At 39.0% G+C, this 948-nt stretch carries 1 protein-coding gene and 3 tRNA genes; all 4 read right to left on the reverse strand.

Annotated elements, in window-relative coordinates; translation table 11 throughout:
• Nucleotides 1–234: 234 nt before the first annotated feature.
• Nucleotides 235–309: transfer RNA gene (locus N1032_RS24040), tRNA-Gly, on the reverse strand.
• An 11-nt stretch (nt 310–320) separates the two neighbouring features.
• Nucleotides 321–394, reverse strand: a tRNA-Trp gene (locus N1032_RS24045).
• 1 nt (nt 395) lies between these two features.
• Nucleotides 396–485: transfer RNA gene (locus N1032_RS24050), tRNA-OTHER, on the reverse strand.
• A gap of 170 nt (nt 486–655) precedes the next feature.
• Complete coding sequence (locus tag N1032_RS24055) at nt 656–868, reverse strand: hypothetical protein (protein ID WP_259542979.1); 213 nt, start codon at nt 866–868, stop codon at nt 656–658.
• Between the last annotated feature and the right edge of the window lie 80 nt (nt 869–948).

The raw sequence follows: 948 nt of genomic DNA on the forward strand, positions 1-948 counted from the left end.
ACGATCCGACTTTGTTCTCTCAAAAGAATTTTCATACATTCACGACATGTGGCATTATGTCCATCTTTCTTTGATTTATTTTTATTAAACTCAGAAAGTTCTTTTTCACAATTGCACTTGTTACAAATTTTCATTACACCACATTCCAATTGTTTGGTGGGAACGGAAGAGCTCGCATCTTCCTGTCTTGTTCTTCAGACAAGCACATCACTATCAATGTTTCGTTCCCGAATCTGGAGCATCTACCCGGTCTCGAACCGAGGACTTCTGCTTGGAAGGCAGTAGTTTTACCAATTAAACTATAGATGCATAAACTTGTTTGGCAGGGGTGGTAAGAATCGAACTCACTTCATTGGTTTTGGAGACCAAGATAATACCATTATATGACACCCCTGTGGAGGAAAGTAATGGAGTCGAACCATCCCCGAGAGGTCCCGAGAGGCTAGTTTTCTAGACTAGTTACACACCACTGCGTCCTACTTTCCATTTAGTCCAAAGGACTTGTGTTTCAGAATGAAACTTGGCTGACGTGCTAGGACTCGAACCTAGATAAAAGAGTTAACAGCTCTCCGTAATAACCTTTATACGACACATCAACTATTGAGTCATCATGTAGACGACTACGAACTATATATGTTTCATAACCGTTAATTGGTTACAAATTATTTTTACCTTTGAGTACTTTATTTGCTTTAGCTTTAATTTGTGCAGCAATAGCTGGTGACAATGCACCTTTCTTAACTTGCTGAGCAGCACGAGCTTTAGCATTAGCAGCGTGAGCTTTATCAGGTACTGGATAAGATTCATTAGGTCCAGCAAACTGAGAAGGTTTTAACTTCTTACGTTTCTTTGCGGTTAGGATTGCCATAGGATTCCTTTAATTTTACCATCACCTCATACACTTGTCTTACAAGCCAGAAAACTAATAGTATTTTTACAATGTAATGT

The organism is Herbiconiux daphne (assembly GCF_024979295.1).
Lineage (GTDB): Bacteria > Actinomycetota > Actinomycetes > Actinomycetales > Microbacteriaceae > Herbiconiux > Herbiconiux daphnes.